This is a genomic window from Kutzneria sp. NPDC051319, from assembly GCF_040682195.1.
Classification (GTDB): Bacteria; Actinomycetota; Actinomycetes; order Mycobacteriales; family Pseudonocardiaceae; genus Kutzneria.
The window spans coordinates 24,276-48,549 of record NZ_JBFBAM010000043.1 but is presented as its reverse complement, the minus strand read 5'-3'; the positions used below and the strand labels follow the sequence as shown (position 1 = coordinate 48,549).

Genomic DNA, 24,274 nt, shown 5'->3' with positions numbered 1-24,274 from the left:
GGTGCAGCTTCCCGATCTTCCGGTCCGTGCGGTACTCGACGACCTGAACGCCGCCCTGGCCCGGCACGGCACGGCGGTGCTGGTGGCCCCGCCGGGCACGGGAAAGACGACTTTGGTGCCGCTGGCGCTACCAGGTCGTGTTCTCGTTGCGGAGCCGCGACGGCTGGCGGCGCGGGCGGCGGCGGCCCGGATGTCGGAGCTGCTGGGCGAACAGGTCGGCGGCACGGTCGGCTACGCGGTCCGGGGCGACCGCCGCACCTCGAAGCAGACGCGGGTCGAGGTCGTCACCAGCGGCCTCCTGCTGCGCCGCCTGCAACACGACCCGGAGCTGACCGGCGTCGACGTCGTGCTGCTGGACGAGTGCCACGAACGCCATCTCGACGCCGATCTCCTTCTGGCGCTGCTCCTGGACGCCCGCGAGGGCCTGCGCCCCGACCTCAAGGTGCTGGCCACGAGCGCCACCGTCGCCGCCAAGAGACTGGCGGAGATCCTGGGCGCCGACACCCCGGTCATCGAGGCCCACGCCAGAACCTTCCCCATCCAGACGACCTACGTGCCGGCCGCCCGGAACGAACGCCTGGAGCAACACGTGGCAAGAACAGTCCACAAAGCACTGTCCGAAACGGACGGTGACATCCTGGTCTTCCTCCCCGGTGTCGGCGAGATCCGCCGCGTCTCGCAGCAGCTGCAAGGCCTAAATGTCCTTCCCCTGCACGGAAGGCTGGCCACCGAGGCCCAGGACGACGCCATCCGGAAGACCGCGGACCGACGCATCGTCCTGGCCACGGCCGTCGCGGAGTCGAGCCTGACGGTGCCGGGCGTCCGCACAGTGGTCGACGCCGGCCTGGCCCGCTCGCCCAGGGCCGATCACCGCCGCGGCCTGTCCGGCTTGATCACCACCCGGGTGTCACAGGCCGTCGCCGATCAGCGCGCCGGCCGGGCCGGGCGCGAGGCCCCCGGCCACGTCTACCGGTGCTGGCCGGAGCACGAGCAGGCCACGCTGCCCCGCTACCCCGAGCCGGAGATCCGCACCGCCGAGCTGACCCGCCTCGCCCTGGAGCTGGCTTGTTGGGGCACCCCGGATGGCAGCGACCTGACCTGGTGGGACGCGCCCCCGCCGGGCGCCCTCGCCGCCGGGCAGACCACCCTCAGGAACCTGGGCGCCCTCGACGACAACGGCGTCACCGACCGCGGCCGCCGCATCTCCGAGCTGGGCCTGCACCCCCGGCTGGGCCGAGCGCTGCTCGACGGTGCCCGTGAACTGGGCGCAAAGCCGACGGCCGAGGTTGTGGCGCTGCTGGACGACGACTCCGTCACCTCCTCGAACGACGTCGAGACGGCCGTGCGCCGGCTTCGCCAAGACCAGCCCCCGACCTGGAAACGCGAGGTCGGCCGCCTCTCCAAGTTGGTCGACGGCCCCACCGGTCGAAAAGACGACCCCGCCCTCGTCGTCGCCCTGGCCCACCCGGAACGCCTGGCGAAAAGGCGTCAGCCGGGCTCGCGCAGCTACCTCATGGCCGGCGGCACCGCGGTCGAGACGGACGGCCCCACCGACAGCGAGTGGCTGGCCGTGGCCGTCGCCGACCGCGAACCGGGTCGCGCCCACGGCCGGGTCCGCCTCGCCGCCCGCGCCGACCAGGAGTTGGCTGAACGCGCCGCCCCGGCCCTGCTGTCCGAGAAGGACGAGGTGACCTGGACCAACGGCGACGTCGTCGCCCGGCACGTCCGCCGCCTGGGCGCGATCGTGCTGGCGGAGCGTCCGATCGCCAAGCCCGACCCCGAACTCCTCCTGGAAGCGCTGAAAGAAGGCCTCCGCAAAGAAGGCATCGCTCTGCTCCAGTGGAGCCAGGACGCGGCCAGGCAGCGCCAACGAATGGAGTTCCTGCACGTCAACCTGGGTGATCCCTGGCCCGAGGTCTCGGATGACGCCATCATCCGGAACACCGATCTGTCCGCCGCCCGCAAGCGCACGGACCTGGCCCGGATCAGCGCCCAGCACGTGCTCCAGACCATGCTGCCCTGGCCCGCCGCCGCCCGCCTGGACGAGCTCGCCCCGGACCGCATCGAGGTGCCGTCGGGCTCGAAGCTCAAGGTCGACTACACCGCCGACGGCCCGACCCTCCCGGTCCGGGTGCAGGAGACGTTCGGCTGGACCGACACGCCCCGCATCGCCGACGGCCGCGTGCCGGTGGTGCTGCACCTGCTCTCCCCGGCCGGCCGCCCGGTGGCGGTCACCGGCGACCTGGCCTCGTTCTGGCGGACCGGCTACCCGCAGGTGCGCTCCGAGCTGCGCGGCCGCTACCCGAAGCACCCCTGGCCGGAGGATCCCACCACCGCTTCGCCCACTCGCCGCACTAAACCGCGCTGATCGGGGCATCCTGGTCGGCGTGAGCAACTCGACCACGACCGACAAGCTGTTCAAGGTCGCCATCGCCATCAAGGGGCTGGACGGCCTCGGCCAGCTCGTGCTGGGCATCGTGCTGATCTTCATCCCGCCGACGCTGATCACCGGCCTGGCCAACGAGGTGGTGACGCGAGACCTGCTCGGCGATCCGAGCGGCACGCTGTCGACGCACCTACAGACCGCGGCGCACGACTTCGCCGACGGCAGCAGCCGCACGTTCGCGATCGGCTACCTGCTGTTGCACGCCGTGATCAAGCTGGGTCTGGTGGCGGCGCTGCTGCGCAAGGTGCTGCCGCTGTACCCGGTGGCCGCGGTGGTGTTGGGGGCCTTTGTCGTCTACGAGATCTTCCGGGCCGTCCACACCCATTCCATCGCGCTGCCGATCTTCGCGGCGATCGACGTAGTGATCATCGTCCTGGTGATCCGCGAATACATCCAGTTGCGACGTGAGCGAGCCACGGCTGCGACGGATGCTCACATGTGAATGTGAAAAAGAGGATCACCGCGAACTGTCAAGGATCCTGGCGCGTAGTGGAGTGTGACGTAGTCCAGGCCTGCCCGATTGGACTTGACGGCCCTGGGTTTGTTAGGCAGTGCAGGCCGCCTCGACCTTAAGGGGACCTCACCATGCGCATGCGGGGATCACTACGAGCGACCGCCGCACTCGCCGCGCTGGCCTTGCTCGCCGCATGCGGGACGAGCGGGCCCGCCGACACCCTGACCGGGGCCGCCGGCCAGGGCAAACTCACCATCGGCATCCGGTTCGACCAGCCGGGCATCGGCGAGAAGACGTTGAACGACCTGTATCAGGGCTTCGACGTGGACGTGGCGAAGTTCATCGCCGGCGAGCTGGGCGTGGACCCGGCCAACATCACGTGGAAGGAAGCCGAGCCCGCCGACCGTGAGACCTTGCTCACCAGCGGCAAGGTCGACATGGTCGTGGCCGCGTACACCATCAACGACAAGCGCAAGAAGCTCGTCGACTTCGCCGGCCCGTACTTCACCGTGGGCCAGGACCTGTTGGTGCGCCTGAGCGACAACTCGATCACCGGCCCGCAGTCGCTGAACGGCAAGAAGCTCTGCTCGGTCGCCGGCTCCACCTCGGCCCAGCAGGTGAAGGACAAGTTCGCGCAGAACACCACGCTGGTCGAGTACAGCCGCTATTCCGACTGCGTCACCGCGCTGCTGGCCAACATCGTCGACGCGGTCACCACCGACGACGTGATCCTGGCCGGCTACGCGGCGCAGAACCCGGAGCTGCTCAAGGTGGTCGGCAAGCCGTTCACCAAGGACTCGTACGGCATCGGGCTGCGCAAGGGCGACACCGGCGGCCGCGAGAAGGTGGACGCCGCGCTGCAGAAGATGATCTCCACCGGCGCCTGGCGCTCGGCCCTGCAGGCCAACGTGGGCAGCTCGGGCTACCAGATGCCCTCGCCGCCGGCCATCACCGAGCGCTGAGCCCGTAACCTGGGTCACATGCGACTGCTGATCGGCCTCGAAGAGTATCCGCTCGACCCGCTGCGGGCGCTGCTGCCGGGCTGGGAGGTGTTCCAGTCCTCGCCGGCCGGCTTCGCCGAGATGGCCGACGGCATGGACGTGGTCACGCCGATCGCCGCGAAGGTGGACGCAAACCTGTTGTCGCGTGCCACTTTCGGCTTCGTGCAGCAGTTCGGCGTCGGCCTGGAGACGGTCGACGTGGACGCGGCGACGGCGGCCGGCGTGTGGGTGGCGCGGCTGCCCGGTGACGTCACCGGCAACGCGGACGCCGTGGCGGAGCAGGCAATCCTGCTCACGCTGGCGTTGAGCCGGCAGCTCGACGAGGCGCGGCAGGCGTTGCGGGAACGGAAGTGGGCGCAGCCGGCCGGCCGGTCGCTGTCCGGCGGCACCGTGGCGATCATCGGGCTGGGCGCGATCGGCCTCGCGGTCGCGAAGCGGTTGGCGCCCTGGGGAACCCGGCTCGTCGCCGTGCGGGCCCGGCCGGAGCTGGGTGGGCCGCCGGAGATCGACCGCGTGGTCGGCGCCGATCGGCTCACCGAGGTGCTGGCCGAGGCGGACGTGGTGATCAGCGCCCTGATGTTCGGCGAGCACAACCGGAACTTCTTCGACGCCGGCGCCTTCGCCGCGATGAAGCCGGGTGCGCTGTTCGTCAACGTGGCCCGCGGAGGCCTGGTCGACGAGGCGGCCCTGGTGGCGGCGCTGGACTCCGGCCACATCGCCGGGGCCGGGCTCGACGTGCTGGCCGTCGAGCCGGCGGACCCGGGCAACCCGTTGGTCAACCACCCCAAGGTGATCGCCACGCCGCACGTGGGCGGCGTGACCCAGCAGGTGCTGTTCAACTCGATGATCGCCCTGACCGACAACATCAAGCGCTACGCGGCCGGCGAGCCTCTACTGTGGACTGTGAACGAGCCGTCACAGGTTGCGCAGCGCCGGCCACAGGGCTGACCACGGCCGGTCCCGGTTGGTGGCCAGGTAGATCGGCGCTCCCTGGTAGCCGTTGTGGATGCCGAGCTTGTTGTCCACAGTGGCCACCTGGGTGACGCTGCCGAAGTGCGACCGGATCTGGTCGATGTGGTTGTCGCCGATGTAGAGCACGTTCACCGCGCTCTCCGGCGGCACTCCGAAGTACCAGTAGCCGCGGTTCGGTCCGTAGGGCGCGGGCAGGCCGCGCTCGGGGCCGTACAGGGACATCACGCTGGCCGACCAGTAGGCGTCGCCGACGATCGCCGTGTGCGCGCGGACGTCGTCGGGCAGCGCCCGGTAGGCGGCGGCGACCTCGTCGGCCATCTGCGGCCAGCCCACGCTCTCGAAGGCGATGAAGTCGGCGGTCTCGTTGCTGTCCCGCAGGGAATCCACGGGCCGCAGCGGCAGGGACGCCGCCACGAAGGCGATCGAGACGGCGAACACCGGCCACGCCACCCAGGGCAGCCACCGCCGCCGGCCGTCGAGGCCGACCGCGCCGAACGCCCACAGCACCGGCAGAATGCCGCCGGCGTAGTACGGCCGGCCGCCGGTCGCGATGAACACCACGATCAGCCCGACGGCCGTGATGCCGAGAAACCTGAACTCGGGCAACCGGAACGTGCGCACCAGTCCGTAAATTCCGAGCGGCACGCCGACGGCCCCCGTGTACAGGGCGAGAACCAGCAGGAAGCCGCCCGCGCCGCCGATGCTGGCCCGCTCGTCGGCCGCGATCACGCTGCCCATCTGGAGCTGGGGCCAACCGTTGTGGGCCTGCCACAGCAGCTGCGGCACCGAGGTCAGCCCAGCGATGGCCGCCCCGAGCCACAACATCTTGCTGCGCAACAGATCCCGTGGCCCGGCGATCAGGATGGCCACGCCGGCGACGACCCAGAAGAAGACGATCAGCCACTTCACCTGCAACGACACCGCGGTGACAACACCGGCCCACAGCAGCAACTTGTCGTCACGGACGCCTACCCAGCGCACGACCAACCACGTGATCAGCGTCCACAGGAATGGGTCCACTGTGGACGTCGCCAGCAGATGGCCCCCGCCGGCCAGGAACGGCGCGACGGCGTAGCTGCCGGCCGAGATGATCTGGGCCCGCCGGCTGCCCCCGAGCTCACGGGCGATCATGGCCGCCACGAACACGCCGGCCACCGTGACCACAGCGGCCGGAATCCGCAGCACCACCAACGATCCCGGCGCGACGGTGTCGGCGATCAGCGCCAGGAGCGGCACCAGCGGCGGCTGGTCCGCGTACCCGAAGTCGAGATGGTGCCCGGCGGCGACGAAGTACAGCTCGTCGCCGAAATAACCGTAACGCCAGCTGGTGGCCACCAGCGCGATGCCCAGCAGACCGGCGATGACCGCGACCGGCCGCGCGGCAAGTGCGGCAACCACCGGCCCTGCCTCGATGGTTGTGCTTCCCCCGAGTTGCCGCACTTGCCGTCCCCCCATCACGTGTCCCCCCGGCGACCATCCAACCCGGACGGTGGCCGCGCCGGACAGCCCGGAAAGTGCCCGGGGCATGCGACTTTCGTAGGTGCCGGCGCTACCTAAGGCGGATTGTCCGGGTGGGTATGGTCGAGAGGTGACCCGACCGCGTTGGCGCGACGCCTTCTTCCTGCTGTCGCCGTTCGCCACCGTGCTCGGCATCATCCTGGCGATCTGGATCGGCTACGGCCCGCCGACCACGTTCTACGAGTGGACGCAGACGTTCATCCAATTGCCGGGAATGTTCGCGCTGCTGTGGCATCGCCGGTTCCCGCTCGTCGGCCTGGCGCTGTGCGCGGCCAGCGCCATCGCCATGGCGGTCTCCGCCTACATCGACCCGCAGCTGTTCTTCGGCGTGATCCGAGAGGACTCGCAGTTCGTGCCGCTGGCCACGCCGTTCGCCGTCGGCGTCGCGTTCAAGCGGATCCCCCGGTCGCGGCGGATGTGGCTGTGCTCCGCGGTGCTGATCGCGATCTCCGTCCGGGTGTGGGCGCCGACGTTCACCATCATCACCGGCGGCATGCTGTTCACGGTGTTCCCGGCCCTGTTCGGGCTGTACATCGGCAACCGGCTGTCGCTGATCCGGGCGCTGACCGAACGCGCCGAGCGGGCCGAGCGAGAACAGCAGCTGCTGGCCGAGCAGGCGCGGGCCGACGAACGCGTGCGGCTGGCCGGCGAGATGCACGACGTGGTCACGCATCGCGTGAGCCTCATGGTGTTGCAGGCCGGGGCCCTGCGGATCACCGCGCCCGACGAGGCGACCCGGACGGCCGCCGAGGAGCTGCGGGAGGCCGGCTGCCAGGCGCTGGCCGAGCTGCGGGACCTGGTCGGCGTGCTCCGCACCCATGCCGACGACAACGGCGAGGAGCCGACCGATGCCGTGCGGCTGCCCGATCTGGCCGAGCTCGTCACGGAGTCGCAGGGCGTCGGCATGACGGTGGAGCTGATTGTGGACGGCAATCCGCTGCTGACCGCGCCGGTGGTCGGCCGCACGGCGTACCGGGTCGTGCAGGAGGCGCTGACCAACGTCCGCAAGCACGCGCCGGGCGCGAAGACCCGCGTGCACGTGCGTTACGGGGCTGACCGCGTGCGGCTCACCGTGCGCAACGGCCCGCCGGTCGGCAGCGTCGACCACGACCTCGGCGAGAGCGGCTCCGGCACCGGCCTGCTCGGGCTCAAGCAGCGGGTCGAGCTGGTCAGCGGCCGGTTCACCGCGGCCTCGCGGCCCGACGGCGGCTTCGAGGTCGATGCCATACTGCCCGCGTTCGTACCGACGGCGGAGAGTCATGACTGACAAGATCACGGTCCTTGTCGTGGACGACGAGCCCATGGTGTGCGCGCACCTGCGCACCATTCTCGGCTCGGCGCCCGACATCGCGGTCGTCGACGCGGCTCACGACGGCGCCGCGGCGGTGGAAGCCGTGGTGCGGCACCAACCTCGGGTCGTGCTGATGGACCTGCGCATGCCCGGCGTGGACGGGCTCACGGCGATCGAGCGCATCGCCGGCCTGCCCTCGCCGCCGACCGTCGTCGCGCTGACCACCTTCGACGCCGACCAGTACGTCATTCGCGCACTGCGGGCCGGAGCGGCCGGGTTCCTGCTCAAGTCGACGCCGCCCGAGGACCTCATCAGCCTGGTCCGGGTGGCGGCCGACGGGCACACCGTGCTGTCCCCCGCCGCCACCCGCCGGCTCGTCGCCGCCTCAGCCGGCGAACAGGCCGCGCGGGACAAGGCAACGGCGTTGGTGGCCGACCTGACCGACCGTGAGATCGACGTGGTGACCTGCCTCGGCGAGGGGCTGTCCAACGCGCAGATCGCCACCCGCCTGCACCTGTCCGAGGCCACGGTCAAGGGCTATGTCTCCCGCATGCTGGTGAAGCTGGACTGCGCCAACCGCACCCAGATCGGCCTGCTGGCCTACGACGCCGGCCTCGTCACCCGCTGAATGCGGCACCTCCTGGCCGGCCTTCGAGCCCGTGCTCGTCGAATGGCGCGAGCTGGCCACTCTTATCCCACGTCGCGCCGCCTGAAACCGGCCAGGCCGGCCACGGTCAGCGCGGCGGTGACGACCAGCAGCCAGATCAGCGGCACGACGGTGAACTCGCCGCCGGGCAGCTTGGGCAGGTGCGTGAACGGGGAGATGTCCAACGCCCACTGGCTGAGCTGGAACAGCGAGCCGAGCTGGCCGAGCAGCAGGAAGACGACGAGGGCGGCCCAGGCCAGGGAGGTCAGCCGGGGCAGCAGCCCGAACAGGGCGGTGGCGATGCCGGCCAGGACCCAGACGGCCGGCACCTGGACCATGGCTGCGCCGAGAAGGCGGGGCAGCTGCGTGCCGACGTCGCCGTTGGTGAGGCCGACGGCCAGACCGGTGGCGGCGCCGGCGACGGCGAGCAGGAAGGCGCTGCCGATCAGGGCGAAGGCGAGATGGCTTGCGGCCCAACGGAGTCGCGCGACGGAGCCGGCCAGCACGGGCTCGGCCCGCGACGCGGTCTCCTCGGCGCGCAGCCGCAGCGCGGCCTGGATGGCGTAGACGGAGACGGCCAGGCCGATGACGTCCAGGATGGCGGCCATGAAGGAGTCCACAAGGGACTGTTGCCCGCCGAGCTGCTGCAACGCCTGGGCGACCTGCGGGGTGCTGTCCAGGATGCTCTTGAGGCTCTGGGAGATCCCGCCCAGCGCGCCGGCCAGCACCACGATGCCGACGGTCCAGCCGATCAGGATGCCCCGCTGCAACCGCCAGGCCAGCCCGAACGTGCCGAACATCCCGCTCGGACGGCCGGCGCGCTCGGGCAGCAGGCCGGCCCCGATGTCCCGCCGGCCGACCAGCGCGTAGCCGACGCCAAGCAGCACAACGGAAATCGCCACGAACAGGGCGAGAACCCAGAAGCGCTCGCCGGCGAACGGGCGCATCTGCTGCGACCAGCCGATCGGGCTGAGCCACGACAGCCAGCGCGGACCGTCCTCGGCGGCGGAGTCGCCGGCCGCACGCAGCAGGTACGCCGCGCCGATCACCGCGCCGCCGATTCCGTTGGCCGCACGGGAACTCGAGCTCACCTGGGCGGCGACGGCGGTCACGGCCGAGAAGAACCAGACGCAGCCGCCGATGCCCAGTCCCATCGCGAACGATCCGGCGGCCGGCAATCCCTGGGCGGTCAGCGCGAGGCCGATCAACAGCGCGTACGCCAGGCCCGCGCCGAACACCACGATCAGCGTCGCGGTCAGCTTGGCGTACCGGCCGACCACGCCGGCGCCGAGCAGTTCGTGCCGGCCGGTCTCCTCGTCGGCCCGAGTGTGCCGGACCGTCATGAACACGGCCATCAGCCCGACCAGCACACAGGCGACCGCGCCGTACTTCCACTCGGTCATGCCGCCGATGGTGTCGAGCCCCTGCGCCGGGCCGCTCAACGCCAGGATCGACGGGTTGTTGACGATCGACGCCGCGAGCTCCTGCCGTGACTGCACCGTCGGGTACAGCGAAGCGAAGCTGGATGCCGTCGCGGCGACGATGCCGGTGACGACCAGGATCCACACCGGCAGCTGGATCCGCTCCCGGCGCAGCACCAGCCGCACCAGGGATCCCGTGCCCACCAAGGTGTTCACGCGCTCACCTCGTAGTGGCGCAGGAACAGCTGCTCCAGCGTGGGCGGCTGGCTGATCAGGCTGCGCACCCCGAACTCGGTGAGCTTGCGCAGCACGGCGTCCAGCTCGGCGGTGTCGACCTCGAACTGAACCTTGTTGCCCTGCGCCGAATAGTCGTGCACGCCGGCCATGGTGTCCACACCGGACAGTGGGGAGCCCAGCTCGGCGGTGATCGAGGTGCGGGTCAGGTGCCGGAGCTCGGCCAGCGTGCCGGACTCGACGGTCTTGCCGTTGCGGATGATGCTCACGCGGTCGCACAGCGCCTCGACCTCGGCCAGCACGTGGCTGGACAGCAGCACGGTCCGGCCGTCCTGGCGTTCGCGGGCGATGCAGTCCCGGAACACCTCCTCCATCAACGGATCCAGGCCGGAGGTGGGCTCGTCCAGGATGAGCAGCTCCACGTCGGACGCGAGCGCGGCGACCAGCGCGACCTTCTGCCGGTTGCCCTTGGAGTAGGTCCGGCCCTTCTTGGTCGGGTCGAGGTCGAAGCGCTCCAGCAGGTCCTTGCGGCGCTTGGGATCCAGGCCGCCGCGCAGCCGTCCGAGCAGGTCGATGACCTCGCCGCCGGACAGCGTGGGCCACAGGGTGACGTCGCCGGGCACGTAGGCCAGGCGGCGGTGCAGCTCGGTCGCGTCCCGCCAGGGGTCGCCGCCGAGCAGCTCGGCGCGGCCGCCGTCGGCGCGCAGCAGTCCGAGCAGGACGCGGATGGTGGTGGACTTCCCGGCGCCGTTCGGGCCCAGGAAGCCGTGGACCTCGCCGGTGGTGACGGTGAGGTCGAGTCCGTCGAGCGCCTGGGTCCGGCCGAACGCCTTGCGCAGGCCGGACACCGAGATGGCGGTTGTCATGCCACCAAGCTACACTCGTTTCACAAATTCGTGAAGAAGATGAACCCAACGGGGTGAGAGGATGTGGGAGTGACCGCGCGTGACGACGAGGCCGTGTCGAAGTTCATCGAGCGGTTCGCCCTGATGCTGGCCGAAGGCGGCATGCCCCGCATGCCGGCGCGGGTGTTCGTCGGGCTGCTCGCCTCCGAGGAGGGCCAGCTCACCGCGGGCGAACTGGCCGAGTCGCTGTCCGTCAGCCCCGCCGCGGTCTCCGGCGCCGTGCGCTACCTCACCCAGGTCCACCTGATCGTCCGCGAGCGCGAGCCCGGCTCCAAGCGCGACCACTTCCGGGTCCGCGGCGGCACCTGGTACGAGTCGGCCATGGACCGCGAGCGCCTGCTCACCCTGTGGTCCGAGGCCCTCGCGGACGGCGTCGCGGCCGTCGGCCAGGACACCGCCGCCGGCGTGCGGCTGCGCGAGTCGGTTGAGTTCTTCGACTTCCTCCGGGTCGAGATCCCCCTCGTCCTCGACCGCTGGCGGTCACGTAACGCCACGAGCTGACCCGGCGATCTTGTGGGGGTCAGCCCGGTCCAGACCGTAACGTCGACGCCGGTCAGGACGAACTAGATCACCACAGCGACCACCCGCCGCCGTCACGCCGAAGTTGACGGACCATCACCTTCAGTGATCATGCCTGTACCCCCAGCGGGCATGAGCACCGTACAAGCGAGAGGCCAGTTCTCGCCCCCAGGAACTGGCCTCTCGCGCCCCTAAGCCACCAGTCGCGGCGGCGTCGAGTCCACTCCGCCGCCGTCGGCCACCCGCGTGGCCCAGCCGACCAGGCCGGCAATGTCGATCCCGTACGGCTTCTCCCCGCCGTACGGCTCGATGTTGCCGGCTCCCCTGCGCAGCAGGGACATCGCCCCGTTCCGGTTGCCCCGCGCGGCGTGGGTGAGCCCGACGGCCAGCTGCGCCATGCCCCGCCAGAGCTGGCGGTGCGCCTCGTCGGCCGACTTCCAGGCGTCCTCCAGCACCTCGTGGGCGTGGAACGGCCGGCCGGAGTCGAGCAGCTCCTGAGCCTCCGCAAGCGTTTGCGACGGCGCGCGGACGATGCCTTCCGGCTGACGTTCGACACCCGGGGCGCCATGCGCGAGCGGCCGGCCGAGCCCGTCGCGCGGTCGCGCGTTGCGGGCCCGACCGGCCGTGTCCCGATCCCTTTCGGCCATGAGCCGATTCTCTCAGGCCCGCATCACCGTCGCGATGGGGATGCGCGCCGCCCGCAGCGCCGGGATGCTGCCGCCCAGCAGGCCGGCGATCAGCCCCGCGGCCACACCGGCGGCGCCGGCCTGCCACGGGAACGCGAGGTCGTGCAGGAACGAGAACCGGGCGCTGTTGCCGACCAGCACCCCGGCCGCCCGCAGGCCCAGGACCCCTGCGCCGATCGCCAACATGGAGGTGAACAGGCCGGTCAACAACGTCTCGGCCAGCACGATCCCGGCCAGCAGCAGCCGTGGCGTGCCCAACGCCCGGCGCAGCGCGAACTCCTCGACGCGCTCGCCGACCGTGGCCAGGCCGACGTTGAGGATGCCGGCCACGCCGATCAACAGCACCAGCCCGGCCATGCCCAGGAAGATCAGGCGCATCAGCTCCAGCTGCTCGGCGACGTGCGCCTTGGAGTTGATCGTCCGGACCTGGAGCTGGCCGGCCGGCACGCCGGCCGCGGTCAGCCGGGCCTTGAGCGTCTGCAGCAACGCCGTCTCGCTCGGGGCCGTCATGACCTGCAACGAGGTGCCGGCGCCGGGCGGCAGCCAGTTGGCGAGCTCGTCGTAGCGGACGTACGCCCCGGGCGCGCCGCTGCCGTCGTCGACAACGCCGATGATCTGCGGCGTCGGGTCGGCGGTCGCGCCGGTGATCCGCATCTGGGCCGGGATCTGGTAGCGCTGGAACGCCTCGGCCGCCTTCGTGTTGATCACGATGCGCGGCGCGAGCGACGCCGGCGACGTGAAGTCCAGCCACTGGCCGGACTGCAGCCGGAACGGCTGGAACTGCCGGTTGTCGCCGGTCATCGCGGTCAGGCTGAGCTCGACGGCCTTGCCCGGAGGCCCCTGCGTCTGGTTGTCGTCCGGGCTGCACGCCGAGTAGCCCGAGCAGTAGAAGCCGCCGCTGGCGCCCTGGTCGATCGGGCCGCCGCCCTTGTTGATCGGGGAGACGTTCGGTTCGCCGATGAACGCCCGCGTGCCGACCAGCGCTACCGCGTGCTGCTTGCCCTGCAAGGCATCCAGCACGACCGCCGGGGCCTTGTCGTTCTGCGACACGTACATCATCTGCGTACCGTCGACGCCCTCCAGGAGCTCGATGTTGCCCAGCGCCGCCTGCTCGGCGATCTGCGAGCCGGCCTGCACCGCCACGACCGCGAGCACGCCGAGGAACAGGCTCACCATGGACAGCAGCGTGCGCAGCTTGCGGGACCGGATGCCCTGCATGCCGATGATCAGGGCCGACCGCAGCCGGCCGGACAGTCGGATCACGCCGTCACCTGCCCGAGGACACCGTCGGCCAGGTGCAGCACGCGGCCCATCTTGTTGGCGTGATCACGGTCGTGCGTCACGAGAATCAGCCCGCAGCCGCGATCGGTGGTCGACCGCAGCACCTCCACCACGAGGTTGCCGGTCTCCGAGTCCAGCGCGCCGGTCGGCTCGTCCGCGAGCAGGATCTTCGGGTCACGCACCAGCGCGCGGGCGATGGCCACCCGCTGTTGCTCACCGCCGGACAGCCGGGCCGGGCGGTGCTTGGCCAGGTGCGCGACGCCGACCTGCTCCAGCGCGGTCATCACCTTGGCCCGGCGCTTGCGGCGCGGCAGCCAGCCCTGGCCGTTGACCAGCGCCATCGCCACGTTCTGGGCCGCGGTGAGGTGCTTGAGAAGGAAGAACCGCTGGAACACGAAGCCGAACTCGCTGCTGCGCAGTGCGGCCGCCCTGCGCTCGGAGATCTTGGTGATGTCGTTGTCCCGTAACAGGTACTGCCCCTGGTCCGGCCGGTCGAACAGGCCGATCAGGGACAGCAGGGTGCTCTTGCCGGAGCCGGATCGGCCGAGCACGGCGATGCTCTGTCCACTGTAGAGCGACAGGTCCACGCCGTTCAGCACGGTCCGCGGTTCTTCCTGGCCCTTCAGGGTTTTGGTCACACCCGAGAGCCGGATCAGCGGTTCGGTCATCGCGTGGGACCGCCGGCCTGTGGCGCGGCCGGCAGGTTCGGGCCCGGCACGGCGATCGTCTCGTCGCCGGTCAGCCCGGTCTTGATCTCGATGTTCTTGCCGTCGGTCAGGCCGAGCGTGACGTCCTTGGTCTGGCGGTGGCCGTCGACGACCACGTCCACCTTGCCGGCGCCCTGGCTGCCCGCGACCGCCTCGACCGGCAGGACCAGCGCGTTCTGCGTGGTGGCGGTGACCACCTCCAGCGTCGCCGACACGCCGTTGATCAGCTTCACACCGGCCGGCGCCGTGCAGACCAGGCGCAGCCCCGTCGGATCGGACTGCTGTTGCGGCTGCTGCTGTTCCTGCCCCGGCGGCGCGAAGGTCGGGGCGCCCGACTTCGGCGGCTGCGCCTGGGTCGTCGGCGCCTTCGGCGCGGGTGTGCCCGCCGGCAGGGCCGCGACGGTGCCCAGCACCGTGCACGGGAACGGGCCGGGGCCGTCCTTGATCTGCGCCTGCACCGTGCCCGGCGTGGTCGCGATCCGGTACGCCTGCGCGCCGTCGAGGTCGGCGACGATGCCGTAGCCGGCGAACTTGGCCGAGGCCACCGGCATGCCGCCGGTGACGTTGGATTTGTCGTCGACCAGGCGGCCGCTGAACGTCGCGCCCGCCGGCACGTCCACCCGGGTCGCCTTGCCGTTGGCCCAGATGTTGGCCACCGGCGTCGGGACCTTCGGCGTGGCGTCCGGCGTCTTCACGTCCAGGTAACGGATCTGGCCGTCGGCCGGCGACGCCACCCCGAACACCGGATCCAGCGCCACCTTGCCGGTCAGGCTCACCTTGTTGCTCAGATCCTGGTGCGCCGGCTTCACCGTGGTCATCGTCGTGTCGCGGGCGGCGAGGCCCGGCGGCTCCGGCGTCGGGCCGCCGGCCGAGCAGGCGGCCGTGAGCAGGGCGGCCGCGCACACGCCGACGAGGACAGTTGTCCGCACTGATCCCCCATGGTTGGTTCAACGGAAATGGGTCAACCCAACCAGAAGACGCCTACCGACGGTGATGCGTTGCTCACATTTACGGATTCGTCACATGGCGAAGCGGTCCGGATCCGCCGCCGCCCAGTCCGGCGCCCAGCCCTTCGGAGGCTCGCTCAGCAGCTCACCCGGTCGCAGCCAGTGATAAAGCTCGGCGTAGGTGCGCACGGTGACCGGATCCGTTCGGCGGCACAACATGTGCGGTCGCAGCTGATCAGGGCTCCGCAGCCCCATCGACGACATGATCTGCACGGCGCTGTGCACCGTGGACTGCTGGAAGCGTTGCACCCTCAGTGACTTGTCCTCGACATCCAACGCCCGCGCCCGCCGCGGGTCCTGCGTGGTGACCCCGACCGGACAGCGGTTGGTGTGGCAGCGCTGGGCCTGGATGCAACCGACCGCGAACATCATGGCCCGCGCCGCGTTGGTGTAATCGGCCCCCTGGAGCAGGCGTTTGACGATGTCGCTGCCGGTGGCGACCTTGCCGCTGGCGCCGATCCTGATCCGGTCCCGCAGGCCCGCGCCGACCAGTGCGTTGTGCACGGTGATCAGGCCTTCGGTCAGCGGCGTGCCCAGGTTGTCGGCGTACTCCAGCGGGGCCGCGCCGGTGCCACCCTCCGCGCCGTCCACGATGATGAAGTCGGGAGTGGTTCCCTCGTCCAGCATCGCCTTGCAGACGGCCAGGAACTGCTGTCGGGATCCGAGGCACAGCTTGAAGCCCGTCGGCTTGCCGCCCGCGAGTTCACGCATGTGAGCGATGAACCGGACCAGTTCCCGTGGCGTGTCGAAGACCCGGTGGTACGGCGGCGAGTTCACGGTCTGGCCCTGCGGCACGTCCCGCACCTTGGCGATCTCCGCGTTGACCTTGCTGCCCGGCAGCACGCCGCCGACGCCCGGCTTCGCGCCCTGCGACAGCTTCAGCGACACGCAGCGGACGCTGTCGTGCGCCGCCTTGTCCGCGAACTCCCGCTCGTCGAAGTCGCCGTCCTTGGTGCGGCAGCCGAAGTAGCCGGTGCCGATCTCCCACACCACGTCGCCGCCGTGCCGCAGGTGGTACTCGGACAGGCCGCCCTCGCCCGTGTCGTGGGCGAATCCTCCGAGTTTGGCCCCTTTGTTCAGCGCCAGCACGGCATTGGCCGACAGCGAGCCGAAGCTCATCGCCGAGACGTTCAGCAGCGCCATGTCGTACGGCTTCGTGCAGTCCGGGCCGCCGATCCGCACCCGTGGCGGCTGCTCCGGGACCGGCACCGGGGCGATCGAGGCGGCCAGGAACTCGTGGCCGGCCGCGTAGACGTCGAGTTCCGTGCCGAACGGCTCCTCCGCGTCCGTGCCCTTCGCCCGCTCGTAGACGATGCTGCGCACGTCACGGTCGTACGGGCGGCCGTCGAAGTTCCGTTCGATGAAGTACTGCTGCAACTCCGGCCGCAGCGCCTCCAGCAGGAAGCGCATGTGGCCGAGCACCGGGTAGTTGCGCAGCACCGAATGGCGGCGCTGGATCAGGTCGTAGGCGCCCAGGACCGCCGCCGCGAGCAGCGGGACCGTCAGGAACAGCCACCAGGGCGAGAACACCCCGACCAGCGTCGCCGACGCCAATGCGACCAGCCACAGCACCGCCACCACAATGATTCGCACAGAGAAAGTCAACACCGGTTGGCCCGGCCGCGCAGCGCTTGGTGGAATAGTGCGGGCCATGCCGAGGAAGACCGCGACGGCGCGGCGGGCCGAGGTGCTCGAGGAGACGCTCACCCAGATCCGCGCGCTGGGCATGGCCGCCGTGCGCGTCGCCGATGTGGCCGAGGCCAGCGGCGTCAGCCCCGCCTTGATCATCTACCACTTCGGCACCAAGGAGAACCTGCTGTCCGAGGCGCTGGTGCACGCCTGCGCCCAGGATCTGTCCACTTTGGACTCCATCGTCGCCGGCCCCGGCTCGCCCGCCGCCCGGCTGCTGGCCGCCCTGGACTGGTACGCGCCGAGCGGCCCCGCTCGTGGCTGGACCATCTGGATCGACGCCTGGTCCGTCGCCCTGCGGGACAACACTTTGTCGCGGGTCCTGACCGACCTCCAGCGCCGGTGGATCGACGCCATCGCTGCCGTCATCGACGACGGCGTAACCGCCGGCCTGTTCCCTCTCGTCGATTCCGTCGCCGTGGCCGGCCGACTCACGTCCTACCTGGACGGTCTCGCCGTGCGCTCCGTCGTGCACAAATCCCGGCCACCCCGGCGTGAGCTCCGCTCTGGGATCATTCGTCAGCTGGCCTGGGAGCTCTCCGTCGATCCCGCGGTGTTGGCCGACCCTTAGCAAACCTTTTCTTGACACCCTCTCACCGGCCTTCCCATACTGAATCGCAGTTCAGCATGGGAGGTGCCGGTGGCTCCGCTGCTCGAGGTGACGTGGACCGATCCCGTCACCGATCGCCAGGGCTTCCTGGTCATCGACCGACTCGTGCGTGGGGTCTGCTCCGGCGGTCTGCGTATGCGGGCGGGTTGCACCCTCGACGAGGTTCGCGGACTGGCCGCCGGCATGACCCGCAAGGAGGCCCTCTACTACCGGCCTTCCAACCGCTACGTTCCGCTCGGCGGTGCCAAAGGCGGCATCGACTGCGACCCGCACGATCCCCGTATGCGAGGCATCCTCACACGCTACCTCCGAGGCGTCCGCGCCCTGGTGGAACGTCATTGGACCACCGGCGAAGACCTTGGCCTGCACCAGAAACTCATCGACGAGGTCGTCACCGAGATCGGCATGGAGAGCTCCATCCAGGCCGTCTACCCCTTGTTACCCGACCGCGCCGCCGCCATTTCCCGCCTGCGCCGGGCTTTCTCCCTCTCCGTCGACGGCATCGCGCTGCCCGACCTCGCCGGCGGCATCGGTGTCGCCGAGGCCGCCCTGGCCTCGTTGACCGAGCTCGGCCTCCCCCACGAGGGCACCCGTGCCGTCATCCAGGGCTTCGGCTCCATGGGCGGTTCCACCGCCCGTTACCTCGCCCAGGCCGGTCTGCGCATCGTCGCCGTCTCGGACGCCCTCGGCGTCATCACCAACCCCGCCGGTCTCGACGTCGAACTCCTTCTCCGCTCCCGCAACGCTTTCGGCGAGATCCCCCGCTCCTGCCTCCGCCCCGGCGACACCACGCTACCCGTCGACGCCTGGCTCTCCGTCGACACCGACGTCCTCGTCCCCGCCGCCATCTCCTACTGCATCACCCCCGCCAACCAGCACCTCGTCCGCGCCCGCCTCATCGTCGAGGCCGCCAACCTGCCCGTCCTCCCCGCCGCCGAGGCCTCCCTCACCGCCCGCGGCATCCACGTCGTCCCCGACTTCGTCGCCAACTCCGCCACCAACGCCTGGTGGTGGTGGACCCTCTTCGGCGACATCGACGCCTCGATCTCCGAGGCCACCCACCAGATCCGCACCGAGATGCACCGCATCCTCAGCACCGTGTTCGCCCTCGCCCGGTCCACCCCCACCACCCTCCGCGCCGCCGCCGTGGCCTTCACGACCGACCAGCTGGCCAGCATCGACGGATTGGCCGCCGGTTAGGCGACGGCCCGGCGGCTGAGCCAGGGATGCGCTCGTTCGAGCTCTCGCGACACCTGGAGCAGCAGGTCCTCCCGCCAGGGCGCGGCCACGAGCTGGACGCCGACGGGCAGGCCGGTGGCGGGGTCATGGTGGATCGGCAGCGAGATGGCGGGCTGTCCGGTGACGTTGAACAACGCGGTGAACACGGCCATCGGATAGCTGTTGGCGATGGCCAGGGCCGGATTCTCGTCGACGCCGTCGCGCCAGAAGCCGATGGGCGGCGGCAGGCAGGCCATGGTGGGCGTGACGACGAGGTCGAAGTCGGCGACGAACCCCTCGACGACGCGCCGTGACAACCGCTGGGTCCGTTGCAGGCCCTCGACATACGTCCACGAGTCGACGGTCCGCGCCGCCGCCCGGATCAGCCGGTTGTGCGGCTCGACCCGGTCCGGGTCGGCCAGCTCGATCCCGGCGGCGCCAACGTTCCACAGCATGGTGAACGCGGAGATGAGCTCGTCGAACGGCGGCAGCGGCACCGGCTTCTCGACGACGTGGTGGCCGAGCGATTCCAGGGTCCGCAGCGTCGTCTCCACGGCGACCCGGCACGCCGGATCCACGGCGATCCCGTCGATCGGGGCCTTGTCGATCACGCCGATTCTCAACCCCTTGGCCGCAACCGACGTGCGCGCCGAGGTCGGTGGCGACCACCACGCGGCCGGATCGTGCCGGGCGAGCACATCCAGCACGGCGGCGGTGTCGGCCACCGTGCGTGTGACCACGCCGCTGGTGGCCAGCCCACCGGTCTCGACGATGCCGTTGGTGACCAGCCCGCGAGTGGGCTTCAGGCCGACAAGTCCGTTGCAGGAAGCGGGAATGCGGATCGAGCCCCCGCCGTCGGCAGCATGGGCCAGCGGCGCCATCCCCGCCGCCACCGCCACCCCGGCGCCGCTGGACGACCCGCCCGGGGTGCGCTCCGGATCCCACGGATTCCGCGCTATGCCGAGGGTTTCGTTCTCGGTGAAGGGAACCGTGCCGAACTCGGCGGCTACGGTCTTGCCCAGCAGCAGGAATCCGGCTTCGACGAACCGACGCACCACCGGATCCGACTCGACTTTTGGCACGCGGCTCGCGCCCGCCGAGCCGTGGGTGGTGGGCCAGCCGGCGACGTCGACGAGATCCTTGATCGGCAACGGAACCCCGTGGAACGGCGGGAGTTCGCCGCCCCGCATCACCGCCTCCTCTGCCTCGGCGGCGGCCGCGCGCACCTCGTCGTCGGCACGGAAACAGAACGCGTTGAGCCGGGGATCGAGGCCGTTCATCCGGCCCAGGTAGCAGTCGGCCACCTCGACCGGACTGATCTCCTTGCTGCGGATGGCCGCCGCCAGCTCGACAGCGGGCGTGAACGGGTTGATGGTCATCGGAATGGCCCTTCCAGTCGCGGTCCGGCCAGCATCGCCGGCCGGCCGCCCCCGGTCTTGGACGAATGTTCTCGCCCTTCGGCTCGTACGATGGCGGCATGAGGTCCGTCGCGACGGTTCGCGCCGGCGTCGCCCTGTGGGAGATCGCGGTCCCGTCACGACCGACGCGGCCGGCGGGCGTCAGCATGGCCGGATTCCGTGACCAGGCCACGGAACTGGTCGACCTCCGGCTGGTGCCGCACCCCGCCGTCACGCTGGGCATCGACCTCGGCAGCGGCCTGATCGTCGACGACGCCCACGGCCGTCAGCAATGCGGCACCGTGGTCGCCGGACTCGCCCCCACCGCACGGGTGAGCGGCCGCCGGATCGAGTGTCTGCAGATCCGGGTGTCGCCGATCGTCGCCCACACCGCGCTGCGCGGTTCGCCCGAGTTGGACGGCGCCGTGATCACCCTCGACGACCTGTGGGGCCCCGACGCCCGGCGCGTCCAGGAGCGCCTGCGCGAGGCCCCCACGTGGGACGCTCGGTTCGCTATCGTCGAGGACGCGCTGGCCCAGCGGCACGCCGCCGGCCGCCCGGTCGACCCGGAGACCCGCTTCGTCTGGTCCCGGATGACCGCTCACCTCGGCCGGGTCCGCGTCGAGGACCTGGCCATCGAGGTCGGCTGGAGCCGCAAGCGGCTCTGGTCCCGTTTCCGGGCCCAGATCGGCATGACCCCCAAGCGGGCCGCCCAGCTGATCCGCTTCAACGAGGCCGCCCGCCGCCTCGCCGCCGGCCACAGCCCCGCCCTGGTTGCCGCCGACACCGGCTACGCCGACCAGTCCCACCTCCACCGCGACGTCGCCGCCTTCACCGGCGTCACCCCCACCGCCGTCGCCGCCGACGCCTGGCTGGCCGTGGACCACATCGCCTGGCCCTGAGCCTCCACGCGACTCGCTCCCACCCCGCCATGCTTGCCTCTATCGTTTTAGTCACTTAGACTAAAATTAGGGCCGGCGAAGACGAGGGGTGTCGGCCAGCGGAGTGGAGGGGAGCACGACATGGGGTACGGGCACTGGGATGACAACGCCTTCCAGGCGGCGAAGACGTTTCGGGCCAGGCGAGGGCTGGACGACTTCGGGTACACGGCCGACATGAGGGCGCAGCACTGGTCGACGTGGCGGGCACATCCGGCGCTGGATCCGAGGGACACGTTCCGGGAGAGCAGAGACAGCGCGGACCACGCGAACTCGCTGCCGATCGCGGTGCTGTTCGACGTGACGGGGTCGATGGGGATCGTCCCGAGGATCATGCAAGGCAAGCTGGGCCGGCTGCACGGACTGTTGCGCAGCAAGGGATACGCGGACGACCCGCAGGTGCTGTTCGGCGGCATCGGGGACGCGGACTGCGATCGGGTGCCGCTGCAGATCGGCCAGTTCGAGTCGGACAACCGCATGGACGAGCAGCTTCGGCACATCCTGCTGGAAGGAGGGGGCGGCGGACAGAAGTCGGAAAGCTATGAGCTGGCGGCGTATTACATGGTCCGGCACGTGGCGACGGACGCGTGGGACAAACGCGGCAGGAAGGGCTACCTGTTCCTGATCGGGGACGAGCTCAACAAGCCACGGCTGTCGGCGCGGCAGGTCCGCGAGGTGATCGGCGACAACGTGGGTCAGGACATCTCGGTGGAGTCGGTGTACCGGGAACTGGCATCACGGTGGCACGTCTTCTACATTCTGCCCAAACAGTCGAGCTACTACGGCGATCCGGAGATCGCGGCGCACTGGGCGACACTGCTCGGCGAGCGGTTCCTGCGGTTGGAGGACCCGGGCGCGGTGTGCGAGCTGATCGCCCTGATGGTCGGCGTCGGGGAGGGGCGCATCGACGTCGGCGGCGGGCTGGCGGACCTGCGCGACGTCGGCTCGCACGCCGAGGCCGTGGCGGTCAGCCGCGCACTGGAGACGCGGGTCTGACCATGGGGCTCGGGGATCAGCATGTGATCGTCATCGACCTCGGTTTCGGCGACGCCGGCAAGGGTGCGACGGTCGACTGGTTGTGCGCCAACGGGTCCGTGAGCGCGGTGGTGCGGTTCAACGGCGGCGCGCAGGCCGCGCACAACGTCGTCGCCGACGGCCGGCACCACCGGTTCGCACAGTTCGCCTCCGGCACTCTCGCCGGCGTGCCGACCCTGTTGTCACGGCACATGCTGGTCGAGCCGATCGCGCTGGCCGCCGAATCGGTCGCACTGGCCGGACTCGGCGTGCCCGATCCCTTGGGGCTGCTGAACATCGACGGCGACGCGTTGCTCACCACCCCCATCCACGTGGCGGCGAACCGGGCGCGGGAGGACGCCCGGGGCACCGCCCGCCACGGCTCGTGCGGCATGGGCATCGGCGAGACCGCCGCCTACGCGTTGGAGCACAGCGCCCCCAGAGTCGCCGACTGCCAAGACATTCCTCGGCTGACCCGCCGCTTGGACGCCCTGGCCCGGCACTACGCACCCCTGATCGGCGACCGAGTCGGCTCCATCCGTGAACTCGTCTCGCTCTACCGCGAGTTCGCCGCCGCCGTACGGATCGTCGGCCCGGACGCACCCGCCACCTTCGCGGGCCGTGGCCGCCTGGTCTTCGAAGGGGCGCAAGGGGTTCTGCTCGACGAGTGGCGCGGCCTGCATCCGCACACCACGTGGTCCACAGTGGAGCCCCGCCACGCCTGCGCCATGATCACCGCCTTGGGCGAGCGCCCGTACGTGCTTGGCGTGACCCGTACCTACATGACCCGCCATGGCGCCGGTCCTTTCCCCACCGAGGACCCCGACCTCGCGCTGCCCGAGCCGCACAACTCCACCGGCGAGTACCAGGGCGCCTTCCGCGTCGGCCATTTCGATCCAATCCTGCTGCGCTACGCCATCGAGGCCTGCGGCGGCATCGACGGCCTCTCCGTCACCCACCTCGACCAGCGCGCAGGCATCCGTTCCGCCACTGCCTACCTCACCGACGACGGCCTCATCGACTCCGTGCACTGCGGGCCGTGGCAGGACCTCGCCCACCAGTCACGTCTCACCCGCCTACTCACCTCGGCCCGCCCCGTCCTGGAGGACCTGCCCACCGACGCCGCCGACGCCATCGCCGCTCGCCTGCGCGTCCCCGTCGCCCTGACCGCCCACGGCCCCGACCGCGCCGACCGCGTGCCCACGACCTTGGTCGGTGCGGCAGGATAATCCGCTGTGTCGCCCCAGATCCCCGTTCCCGACCAGTCCGCCGTTTCCGTCGACGTGCTGACCTTGCGGTTCTGGCCCGACGACGAGACCATCCACCTCGGCATCGCCCCGCGCGCCGCCGCCCCGTTCGTCGGCCGCCTCGCCCTGCCCGGTGTCCTGCTGGCCCGCGGCGCCCGCCTCGCCGACGACGCCCGCCGCGCCGTCACCACCAAGCTCGGCGTCCCTTCCGACGCCGTCCGCGCCGTCGGTCAGTTCATCACCTTCGACGAGCCCCACCGCGATCCCCGCGGTCCCACCCTGTCGATCGCCATGTGGGCCGTCATCTCCCCCACCGACTGCTCCGCCGACTGGGCTCCGCTCGACGCCGTCCCCCCTTTGGCCTTCGACCACGACCGCATCATCGCCCACTGCCGTCCTCTGCTGGCCGCCAAGCTCTGGTCCGACCTCACCTTCACCCAGGCCCTGCTCGGCGACTCCTTCTCCGCCACCCGCGCCGTCACCGCCACCGCCGCCCTCCGCGGCGCCCGCCCCAACGCCGCCAACCTCAACCGCCTCATGGCCGGCATCCCCACCCTCCACCGCACCGCCCACCAGGCCCGCCACCACTCCACCGGCCGCCCCGCCACCATCTGGACCTTCACCGAAGAGCCCTGACCGCGCGAGAGCGAACGCTTCGGCAACGACCAGATCCGAGGGCGATGGCGCAGCCGAGCCCGAAGGGGGGTGCAGGGGGCGAAGCCCGCCCTGCCCGGGGGTGTGGGGCGCGAGCCCCACAGATGCGACGAGAGCCCCCGGTCTGCCGCAGGCAGACAAGGGGCTCCCAGGGTCGAGTGGACCTCCTTCGCCGCTATTCGAACCGCCTTGACCTCTTAGAACCACTGGTCAGGGTCATGGAGAAGATCAAAAACGGGCCGGCGTCCGACGCCTCGGAGGACCATCTCCCGCCCGTGGCCGGCAATGTGGCGGCCGTCTGGCGGATCTCCGACCGGTTCACTCCGGACGACATCGAGGCCCCTCGTTGCTGCCTATCTCGCAGGTAGCACCGTCAAGCAGCTGGCTGAGCAGTACGCCATCGGTACGACGACGGTGAA

Annotated in this window: 22 protein-coding genes; 13 read left to right on the top strand and 9 right to left on the bottom strand. The window is 70.7% G+C overall.

Translation table 11 applies throughout. The features are described 5' to 3' along the window. The first annotated feature begins 1 nt into the window (after position 1). The 4 genes from hrpB (at position 2) to AB0M73_RS32325 (ending at position 4,849) form a co-directional block, all read left to right on the top strand. Positions 2-2,368, top strand: coding sequence for an ATP-dependent helicase HrpB (gene hrpB, locus AB0M73_RS32340; RefSeq protein WP_363898600.1), 2,367 nt, complete (start codon positions 2-4; stop codon positions 2,366-2,368). Positions 2,369-2,387: 19 nt separating this feature from the next. Continuing rightward, entirely contained in the window at positions 2,388-2,888 is a 501-nt protein-coding gene (locus AB0M73_RS32335) for a DUF2127 domain-containing protein (RefSeq protein ID WP_363898597.1), read from the top strand. 143 nt (positions 2,889-3,031) lie between these two features. Then, a complete protein-coding gene (locus AB0M73_RS32330) occupies positions 3,032-3,862 on the top strand; it encodes a glutamate ABC transporter substrate-binding protein (RefSeq protein ID WP_363898594.1) in 831 nt (276 codons plus the stop codon). Positions 3,863-3,880: 18 nt separating this feature from the next. Further along, positions 3,881-4,849 (top strand): NAD(P)-dependent oxidoreductase, encoded by a 969-nt coding sequence (locus tag AB0M73_RS32325; protein WP_363898591.1) that lies wholly within the window; start codon positions 3,881-3,883, stop codon positions 4,847-4,849. Here the strand turns inward: AB0M73_RS32325 and AB0M73_RS32320 are convergent. Further along, positions 4,817-6,271, bottom strand: coding sequence for a glycosyltransferase family 39 protein (locus AB0M73_RS32320; RefSeq protein ID WP_363898588.1), 1,455 nt, complete (start codon positions 6,269-6,271; stop codon positions 4,817-4,819). The two genes, AB0M73_RS32325 and AB0M73_RS32320, sit on opposite strands and share 33 nt — an antisense overlap. Positions 6,272-6,461: 190 nt before the next feature. On the opposite strand from AB0M73_RS32320, the gene AB0M73_RS32315 reads away from it, so the two are divergent. Beyond that, positions 6,462-7,658 carry a histidine kinase gene (locus AB0M73_RS32315; protein WP_363898585.1) on the top strand — a complete coding sequence of 399 codons (1,197 nt, stop codon included), beginning with the start codon at positions 6,462-6,464 and terminating at the stop codon, positions 7,656-7,658. Beyond that, positions 7,651-8,310 (top strand): response regulator transcription factor, encoded by a 660-nt coding sequence (locus tag AB0M73_RS32310; protein ID WP_363898581.1) that lies wholly within the window; start codon positions 7,651-7,653, stop codon positions 8,308-8,310. The genes AB0M73_RS32315 and AB0M73_RS32310 overlap by 8 nt, the downstream gene beginning before the upstream one ends. 62 nt (positions 8,311-8,372) lie before the next feature. Here AB0M73_RS32310 and AB0M73_RS32305 read toward each other — a convergent pair whose 3' ends face one another. Beyond that, entirely contained in the window at positions 8,373-9,965 is a 1,593-nt protein-coding gene (locus tag AB0M73_RS32305; protein ID WP_363898578.1) for an ABC transporter permease, read from the bottom strand. Further along, positions 9,962-10,849 (bottom strand): ABC transporter ATP-binding protein, encoded by an 888-nt coding sequence (locus AB0M73_RS32300; RefSeq protein WP_363898575.1) that lies wholly within the window; start codon positions 10,847-10,849, stop codon positions 9,962-9,964. The genes AB0M73_RS32305 and AB0M73_RS32300 overlap by 4 nt, the downstream gene beginning before the upstream one ends. A 69-nt stretch (positions 10,850-10,918) precedes the next feature. On the opposite strand from AB0M73_RS32300, the gene AB0M73_RS32295 reads away from it, so the two are divergent. Further along, a complete protein-coding gene (locus AB0M73_RS32295; protein WP_363898572.1) occupies positions 10,919-11,389 on the top strand; it encodes a MarR family transcriptional regulator in 471 nt (156 codons plus the stop codon). A gap of 209 nt (positions 11,390-11,598) precedes the next feature. Here the strand turns inward: AB0M73_RS32295 and AB0M73_RS32290 are convergent, their stop codons facing one another. The 5 genes from AB0M73_RS32290 to AB0M73_RS32270 all read right to left on the bottom strand — a co-directional run bounded on the left by AB0M73_RS32290 (position 11,599) and on the right by AB0M73_RS32270 (position 16,681). Then, the gene (locus tag AB0M73_RS32290; protein ID WP_363898569.1) at positions 11,599-12,054 is read right to left on the bottom strand and encodes a DUF309 domain-containing protein; all 456 of its coding nucleotides are present in this window, start codon (positions 12,052-12,054) and stop codon (positions 11,599-11,601) included. Between the two features lie 12 nt (positions 12,055-12,066). After that, a complete protein-coding gene (locus AB0M73_RS32285) occupies positions 12,067-13,356 on the bottom strand; it encodes an ABC transporter permease (protein WP_363898566.1) in 1,290 nt (429 codons plus the stop codon). Further along, positions 13,353-14,042: an ABC transporter ATP-binding protein gene (locus AB0M73_RS32280; protein ID WP_043718906.1), complete on the bottom strand. Its 690-nt coding sequence runs from the start codon at positions 14,040-14,042 to the stop codon at positions 13,353-13,355. Before AB0M73_RS32280 ends, AB0M73_RS32285 begins: the two co-directional genes overlap by 4 nt. Further along, the gene (locus tag AB0M73_RS32275) at positions 14,039-15,010 is read right to left on the bottom strand and encodes an efflux RND transporter periplasmic adaptor subunit (RefSeq protein ID WP_363898562.1); all 972 of its coding nucleotides are present in this window, start codon (positions 15,008-15,010) and stop codon (positions 14,039-14,041) included. Before AB0M73_RS32275 ends, AB0M73_RS32280 begins: the two co-directional genes overlap by 4 nt. Positions 15,011-15,100: 90 nt before the next feature. After that, positions 15,101-16,681 carry an FMN-binding glutamate synthase family protein gene (locus AB0M73_RS32270; RefSeq protein WP_363898559.1) on the bottom strand — a complete coding sequence of 527 codons (1,581 nt, stop codon included), beginning with the start codon at positions 16,679-16,681 and terminating at the stop codon, positions 15,101-15,103. 58 nt (positions 16,682-16,739) lie between these two features. Between AB0M73_RS32270 and AB0M73_RS32265 the strand changes: the two genes are divergently transcribed. Both AB0M73_RS32265 and AB0M73_RS32260 read left to right on the top strand, forming a co-directional pair. Further along, the gene (locus AB0M73_RS32265) at positions 16,740-17,348 is read left to right on the top strand and encodes a TetR/AcrR family transcriptional regulator (RefSeq protein ID WP_363898557.1); all 609 of its coding nucleotides are present in this window, start codon (positions 16,740-16,742) and stop codon (positions 17,346-17,348) included. A 69-nt stretch (positions 17,349-17,417) separates the two neighbouring features. Continuing rightward, positions 17,418-18,587, top strand: coding sequence for a Glu/Leu/Phe/Val dehydrogenase dimerization domain-containing protein (locus AB0M73_RS32260; protein WP_363898554.1), 1,170 nt, complete (start codon positions 17,418-17,420; stop codon positions 18,585-18,587). On the opposite strand, the gene AB0M73_RS32255 is transcribed toward AB0M73_RS32260, so the two are convergent. Continuing rightward, positions 18,584-19,984, bottom strand: a complete 1,401-nt coding sequence (locus AB0M73_RS32255; RefSeq protein WP_363898551.1) for an amidase — start codon at positions 19,982-19,984, stop codon at positions 18,584-18,586. The two genes, AB0M73_RS32260 and AB0M73_RS32255, sit on opposite strands and share 4 nt — an antisense overlap. A 98-nt stretch (positions 19,985-20,082) precedes the next feature. Here AB0M73_RS32255 and AB0M73_RS32250 point away from each other — a divergent pair, with 98 nt between their 5' ends. The 4 genes from AB0M73_RS32250 to AB0M73_RS32235 all read left to right on the top strand — a co-directional run bounded on the left by AB0M73_RS32250 (position 20,083) and on the right by AB0M73_RS32235 (position 23,837). After that, entirely contained in the window at positions 20,083-20,904 is an 822-nt protein-coding gene (locus AB0M73_RS32250) for a helix-turn-helix domain-containing protein (protein WP_363898548.1), read from the top strand. Positions 20,905-21,024: 120 nt separating this feature from the next. Continuing rightward, positions 21,025-21,936 (top strand): hypothetical protein, encoded by a 912-nt coding sequence (locus AB0M73_RS32245; RefSeq protein ID WP_363898545.1) that lies wholly within the window; start codon positions 21,025-21,027, stop codon positions 21,934-21,936. A 23-nt stretch (positions 21,937-21,959) separates the two neighbouring features. Beyond that, positions 21,960-23,183, top strand: a complete 1,224-nt coding sequence (locus AB0M73_RS32240; RefSeq protein WP_363898542.1) for an adenylosuccinate synthetase — start codon at positions 21,960-21,962, stop codon at positions 23,181-23,183. Between the two features lie 6 nt (positions 23,184-23,189). Then, positions 23,190-23,837: an NUDIX hydrolase gene (locus AB0M73_RS32235; protein ID WP_363898539.1), complete on the top strand. Its 648-nt coding sequence runs from the start codon at positions 23,190-23,192 to the stop codon at positions 23,835-23,837. Positions 23,838-24,274 lie beyond the last annotated feature (437 nt).